This is a genomic window from Novipirellula sp. (assembly GCF_041583735.1).
Classification (GTDB): domain Bacteria; phylum Planctomycetota; class Planctomycetia; order Pirellulales; family Pirellulaceae; genus Novipirellula.
This window is the reverse complement of record NZ_JBFHFD010000027.1, coordinates 23,875-31,038: the sequence shown is the minus strand read 5'-3', so window position 1 is coordinate 31,038 and position 7,164 is coordinate 23,875. Positions and strand designations below refer to the sequence as shown.

Sequence of the window (7,164 nt, the reverse complement as noted above, 5' to 3'; positions counted from 1 at the left end):
CGCAGCGGAACGTGCTGTCACCTCTCCCAACGCAGTTTGGGAGAGGTCGAGCAGAGCCCATAGCGATTGCTCGGGTGAGGGCTGGTGAACCTGCGTTTGCATCCGAGCCATTGTCGTTGATCGCTCCGCGATCATGACGCCCTTCCCGTAGTGGATCTTGCTAAAGATCCCGCAAGCAACAGTTCCCGACTGACGACAGGCTACAAGCCTACCCCACAATCAAAAGTCTTCGCGACTTTCGCTACACCTTGTTCTTTTATGTTTTTGCCATCCATTTTTTTGCCGCCGATTCGCTTGATCTAAAAAACCGCTAGCAACAGCAATATCTCGAAAACAGGCTGGCAGCCTGGGCTACACCCCAAAAGTTTTCGCGACTTTCGCTACACCAGTTCTTTATTTTCCTGTCACCCATCTTCCTGTAAACTCTTTACGATTGTCGTTGATCGCTCCGCGATCATGACGCCCTTCCCGTAGTGGATCTTGCTAAAGATCCCGCAAGCAACAGCCCCGACCGACGACAGGCTGGCAGCCTGGGCTACATTCAACCGTCTTCGCGACTTTCGCTACACCTTGTTCTTTTATGTTTTTGCCATCCACTTTTTTGCCGCCGATTCACTTGATCTAGAAAACCGCTAGCAACAGTTCCCAACTGACGACAGGCTGGAAGCCTATCCCACACAGAAGTCTTGACGACTTTCGCTACACCCGCGACTGAAGCGACTTCGTTCCTGCGTCGTAGCCTGCCTGGATGATCGGTTCAGGCGACGTGAAATCAAACCACGACAAATGCTGTACTTCGGGACGGATCACCACATCCGCCGCTTGCAGCGATTGCTGCCGGATCTGCTGTTCCGCCAACTCCTGGAACCTCAAAATCGCATCCAGCCCGGACCGACACTGCACGTTTCGATCCATCGCTCTGCCGACATCAACCGCAATGATGCTGCGAGCATCATGCGAAGGATGATCAAGTTCGTTGACCACACCGCAAGGGACCGCATCATAAACACCGATGTCACTAAGCAATTGATCTTCCCACGGTACCGCGGGAAAGATCCCCGGAATCGACATCGAGGCACGCACCGCCGTTCGCAGCGATCCCGACGACAACACAACTCGGCGACCCGTGACCAAGTCAACCGCCACCAAGTGAAGCGGCACCGGCAAGTCACGGATATCGACATCCGGGATCAACGGATCGATCACCGCGTCTAAAAAGTTAGCCGGCAATAGCGATGGCGATCGTACCACGCGAGCTAAGAATTGATGCGTCAAAATCCCTCTGACCAGACGCGTGCTCCAGCGGTTCGTTTCGCACCGTCCCGCAGAGCCTTGCGATGCACGCATGACTTTCGCCTGCAGACGGCGATAAGAAGGTGAGGTCAAAAATCGCAATGCCGAAGCCGTAGCCTCATCAATATTCCTCTCGTAGGAGCAGAGGCTGGCCATCAACGCTCCCATACTGACACCGATCAGACTCGAAACCGCAATCCCACTTTCTCCGATCGCTTTCATCGCACCGAGATGCGACAGTCCGCGTGCTCCGCCACCACCCAAAATCACGTCATAAACGCGTTTTGTTTCGCAGTTCGCACCTAGATTCTGATCCAGATGAACATCGGGAGTGAGTGTTTGCATGATGCGAGAGAATGATTTTCAAGTCAGTTCATAGGCAACCAAACGCAGCCATCATGTCGACAGCGCGTTTCATCCGAGCAACTCTAGGACGCAAAATTGCCAGGTGCAAAGTAAAAAGCGAAGCTTTGTAGCCGGCGGAGGAGGGAGAGGGAGAGACAGGGAGACACGGAGCTGGGAGTGAGGAGAATTTACACTCCTTTGCGGGAGGGGCGGCTGCGGAGAGCGGACGGGGAGGGCTGGTGACGCTGCGTTTGCAACCGAGCGATTGTCGCCCGACGACTCTGCTCGTCGGTTTCTCGCCATTGTCGTTGATCACTCCGCGATCGTCTCTGCAGGCTCGACCGCAGCCGAGTGGAGTTCCCGCGTGGAAAGGGGAAAGAGAGGGAGATGGCGAGTTTCCATCCTCCTTCGGCAACTTGCGAAGGCAATCCCAATATGCTTAGTAGCTCGAAATAAAGTCTGTTATTTGGAATTAGGAAAATCGAGCGACAACGTCAGTGCCATACTCTTCGTGGACGACATGGATTGCGTTGTATTGATCGATTCTACTGAGAACATAGCTAACATTTGTTTCTCGCTTCTATTTCCGCCGCTGTTATCGTCGTCCAAATCGTCCGCAAACGACAGTCGTTCGTTCGTTAGCGAACGCTTTTGAAAATCCCCCGAAGTATCGCATTGCGTGGCACAGACTGCATCACCGGATAAATCAACTCAATTATTACAAATTCCGACAAACAAAAACGACAATTATCTTCGGCAGCTACATTGCGTAGCCTATTTAACACTGTCGGTTTATTAATGGGTGCTCCAATAACACCCGGTCGCGTCGAGCATCGGAGTCGAAACATCATGGCAACTGCTACATTTCGAAGTCCCATTTCAGAGGAAAATACAACACCACAGCCTCCAATTCATTGTCTAGAACACACAGACGCTTGGACAAACAATTGGGCTCCTTTGATTGAGCAAGCACGCTGGGCACCTTCTGGCGACAATGGACAACCCTGGCGCATTAAGCCTGGCAGTAACCCCAACGTTGCATCGCTTGTCCTTGATAATAGCCAACCACTAGGGTTCCTGGATTTCAATGGTGAAGCATCTCGAGTAGCAATCGGCGCCTTTTTGGAGAATCTTCGTCTGGCCGCGTCGCAATGTGAACGCGTAATTGAAATCATCAATATCAGTGACACCGCCGATGACGCACTCTCTATTGAACTTAATCTGGCGAACGTTCCAAGACTATCACCCGACCCGCTAGCAGTTCACATACAGGATCGTCACAGCAATCGAAAGCGACAAGAGCGTGCACCACTCGCTTCCTATTTACTTGAAAAGATGCAAGAACAAGGAAATTGCGTTGACGGAACTCACACCTTGTTCAGCTCGGATCGGCCGACGATCCAAAAAATCGCCCATGCAGTGTCATTGGCAGATCGCGTGCGTTTCATGCACAAACAATGTCACAAAGAATTCTACCAGAAGATTTGCTGGACGAACCAAGAAACAGAAGTCGGGTTCTCCGTGGACACATTTGAAATTAGCCGTCTAGAAAAGCTCGCACTACAAGTAACTTCAAATTACCAAACATTGCGGCTCGCGGATCAATTCTTCCGGATGAGCTACCTAGCAGCAAGAGCAGCGAAGAAACAAGTGATTCATTCGTCCGCCGTGGGCGCAATAGTGGGAAATCCCAACATGGAAAATTTCTGGTTAAATGTTGGCAGCGGTTTGCAACGAGTTTGGCTGCAATCTGCATCCTTTGACTTAGGTTTCCAAGTGCTTGCCGTAGCGCCTATTCTAAGTCGTCAATTCCGCGTCGCTGGAAGCAAACGCTTCAATTCCTGGGAACTCAATACGCTTGCCCGCGTAAATGCGTTGCAAGAAAAATTCTTTAATACATCGGATGATGTGGCGATTATGTTTCGAGTTGGCCATACGTCCCCTGCGAGTGCACGCGCCGGACGCCGCCCATGGCATCAAATGATCGAACCCCGCTGACACAAACTGGTTCTCTCAATTACCTTTCCTAACGAATCAATCTCTAAATATGTCAATTATCACCAATTGCGGAACGACATTTCAGTCGGCACCAACGATCTTTGCCAATCCAGACGCAAATCAACAATCTCCACGTTGGAATTACCGAGACGCGTTCAGTCGCAACTATGGCTTGATCTCGCATGACGAGCAGGAACGTTTGCGAAATTGCAGAGTTGCAATACCTGGAATGGGAGGAGTTGGTGGACTCCACCTTGTAACACTCGCGCGTTTAGGAATTGGCAAATTTACAATCGCCGATCCCGACGTTTTCGAATCGGTAAACTTCAACCGCCAATATGGCGCATCGGTGGAAACCATTGGACGCCCCAAAGTTGAGGTAATGAGCGAAGTCGCGAGAAGCATCAACCCAGAGGTCGAGATTTCGGTCGTCAATGGAAAAGTGGATCACTCCAATGCGGATGATTTTCTGTCTGACTGCGACATCCTTGTCGATGGGATTGACCTGTATGCAATTGAAGCTCGCAGGCGTGTGTTTAAGTGTGCTGCCGCAAATAATATTCCGGGGGTGACCGCAGGACCTATGGGTTTCAGCACTTGCTGGTTGACATTCACTCCAAACGGAATGACATTCGATCAGTACTTCGACATCAATGACGATACGTCGCATGGAAGAAAGGTGATCGCTTTTCTGATGGGGCTTTGCCCACGAATGCTTCCGCTTCGATACATGGATCGCCACCAGGCTAATCCGATGAGTGGCTCTGCACCTTCTGTCAGCGCTGGCTGCCAACTTGCTGCTGGGGTAATGGCGTCTGAGGTTGTAAAGATCCTGCTGGGTCGTGGTCCGGTAAAACCGGCACCACACTATCAAATCTTTGACGCGTACCTTGGCAAATTTGCTTCAGGAAAACTTAGAATGGGAAACCGAAGTCCATTGCAAAGAATTAAACGCAAATGGCTTGAGCGTGAATGGAAGAAACGGTTTGAGACGCTTGAGATCTAAACAAACAACAAACGAACTAGTCCTATGACATCAACAACTTCATTCACAAGTCCAGCAAGCGTCGTGGTATTCACTACTCCGACGCCCGTGATCGAACATGATGCGGAACTTGCGACGCACGACTATCGGCGCCAGCTACAACACGAAATCTCACAGGACCTGAAGACACTCTCGAAGGTTAACACTGTAAAAGGGCTCCTTGCAGTTTGTGCCGACTGGGCGGTAATCAGCGTTGCAATTTACTTGGCGATTTCGATTCCCCATCCGCTGGTTTGTCTGGTGGCGATGACCGCAATCGCGACTCGCCAGCACGCCCTCTTGATTATCATGCATGATGCTTCGCATTTTCGTCTCGTCAGCACCAAGACCGTAAATGATATTATCAGCAACTGTATGTTGGCCTATCCAATGCTAATCAGGACGGATTCCTACCGTCGCAATCATCTGGCACATCACCGTCACACCAATACCGATGATGACCCCGATTGGGTTCGAAAGTCGGGACATTCTGAATGGGAGTTTCCTAAAACACGAGGCGAGTTGCTCGCGATGCTTACACGTGACCTGCTAGGTGGTGGATTCATTTCGTCGCTTCGCGCGGTTCATTCGCTTGGAGCCAAGAGAGACTCGCAAAGAGGAACGATTGACCGTGGGATGCTCGCATTTTGGGGCATCATTGGGGGTGCCTTATTAGTTACAGGGACATGGACCTACGCATTCCTGCTGTGGTTCATCCCCGCTTGGACAATCTTGCCAGTTATCCTACGCACTCGCAGTATCGCTGAGCATTTCGGTTTAGCAAACACGCACGAACTTAACGCGTCACGCAACTACCACTGCAACTGGATTGAAACGGCAATCTTCGCCCCCCACAATGTTTCCTATCATCTAGATCACCATCTGTTTCCATCCGTTCCTTTCTACAACTTGCCGCAGCTACACAGTCGCCTGATGGAACAAAAACTCTACGCGGAACATTCGCACCAGAGTGACGGACTTTTTGGCATGAGAAGGGCATCCGTCGAGCAAGATGTTTCGCCGATGGCTAACGCCCAAGCCTGACACCCATGAATTTAGGAAAAGTCAAATGCTCGCGATCTCCGACGTCGCAGACTCAGATCTGCAATTGAAATCCCAGCTGAAAAGAAAACCACGCATCCTGTTTATCGCTGAAGCCGTGACGTTGTGCCATGTCACCAGGCCACTCGTTTTGGCAGAGGGATTGGGTTCAGACGACTACGAAGTCCATTTCGCGTGTTGTCAATCGAAACGTAATCTCGTTGAAAATGAATCGCGCAGGTTCCATTCAATTGACTGTGTCGGAAACGAGTCGTTTATTCAGAATCTAAGCTACGGACGTCCTGCATTCAGTAAAGAGACGCTTGTGGGTTATGTTGAACAAGATCTAGAGCTTCTTCAAAGTGTTCGTCCTGATCTCGTCATCGGGGACATGAGGTTGTCGCTGGCAATTAGCGCACGAAAATTCGGCGTTCCATATTGGACACTCACGAATGCCTATTGGAGTCCCTATGCGAATCAACCGTGGGTCGTACCGGAATTACCCGTCACGAAGCTCATCGGATCAACCATTGCCAATCCATTTTTCAAGGCTTTTCGACGGCCTGCATTCGCGATGCACTGTCGCCCGCTAAACCAAGCGTCTGCCTATTTTTCGGGAAAACCGCTCGGATACAACCTCGAAAAAATGTATACCGACGCTGACGAAGTGTTGTACGCCGACGCCCCTGGGCTTGTCCCAACGTACAACTTGCCACACAGCCATCACTATCTTGGCCCTATACTGTGGTCGTCACCTGGTGCAATGCCTGACAAATGGAAGACCATCGATCCGGCCCGAAAGACCGTGTTTGTTACGCTGGGAAGTTCAGGGCCGGTACGTCTCTTACCAACCTTGGTATCAAGCCTTGCAGACGCTGATCCGAAAATTAACGTTCTAGTGGCAACCTCCGGAAGAGTCGGATTGGACAAAAGCATACGGAACCGGCCTAACGTATTGGTTGCTGATTATCTACCCGCGGAAGAAGCATCGAAGCACTCGGATCTCGTCATTTGTCATGGTGGCAGTGCGTCTGCGTACGTTGCACTGGCTTCCGAAACCCCCGTATTAGGAATTCCCAGCATTCTTGATCAACACCTTACAATCGAATACATCCGATGTTCGGGAGCGGGCGAGTCACTTAGGGCCGAAGATGCTAATGAAAGCCGAATCGTATCGATGACTCAACAAATATTAGGAGACCCAGGGTACGCAAACGCAGCAAGGAAGCTGGCAAAAGAATTCTCTTCGCTGAATCCGAGCGAACGATTCCGACAGCTGCTGGAAAGGTCTACTGTCATTAGATAGTCATGACCCGCCTTCCGTCGAACACGCCGAATCAGCGAAACAATCCTTGAGAGATCGGCGGAGTATGCGGTCGTTGGCCAGCGTGCTTCACATACTCTGCCTTCAATTTTATCTCTGTTGTCATATCCAGCAAGCTCGTCGTTGTGCACTTGCCTTC

General features: G+C 50.8%; 5 protein-coding genes. 4 read left to right on the top strand and 1 reads right to left on the bottom strand.

What is annotated here, in order from left to right:
* Positions 1–699 precede the first annotated feature (699 nt).
* A complete protein-coding gene (locus tag ABX962_RS04125; RefSeq protein WP_372716889.1) occupies positions 700–1,638 on the bottom strand; it encodes a patatin-like phospholipase family protein in 939 nt (312 codons plus the stop codon).
* Between the two features lie 849 nt (positions 1,639–2,487).
* Here ABX962_RS04125 and ABX962_RS04120 point away from each other — a divergent pair.
* Genes ABX962_RS04120 through ABX962_RS04105 form a run of 4 tightly spaced genes read left to right on the top strand, consistent with a single transcriptional unit; the run spans position 2,488 to position 7,007 of the window.
* Positions 2,488–3,636 (top strand): hypothetical protein, encoded by a 1,149-nt coding sequence (locus ABX962_RS04120; protein ID WP_372716887.1) that lies wholly within the window; start codon positions 2,488–2,490, stop codon positions 3,634–3,636.
* Between the two features lie 49 nt (positions 3,637–3,685).
* The gene (locus ABX962_RS04115) at positions 3,686–4,642 is read left to right on the top strand and encodes a ThiF family adenylyltransferase (protein WP_372716885.1); all 957 of its coding nucleotides are present in this window, start codon (positions 3,686–3,688) and stop codon (positions 4,640–4,642) included.
* A gap of 24 nt (positions 4,643–4,666) precedes the next feature.
* The gene (locus ABX962_RS04110; RefSeq protein ID WP_372716883.1) at positions 4,667–5,704 is read left to right on the top strand and encodes a fatty acid desaturase family protein; all 1,038 of its coding nucleotides are present in this window, start codon (positions 4,667–4,669) and stop codon (positions 5,702–5,704) included.
* A 25-nt stretch (positions 5,705–5,729) separates the two neighbouring features.
* Positions 5,730–7,007 (top strand): glycosyltransferase, encoded by a 1,278-nt coding sequence (locus ABX962_RS04105; RefSeq protein ID WP_372716881.1) that lies wholly within the window; start codon positions 5,730–5,732, stop codon positions 7,005–7,007.
* The last annotated feature ends 157 nt before the right edge of the window (positions 7,008–7,164 follow it).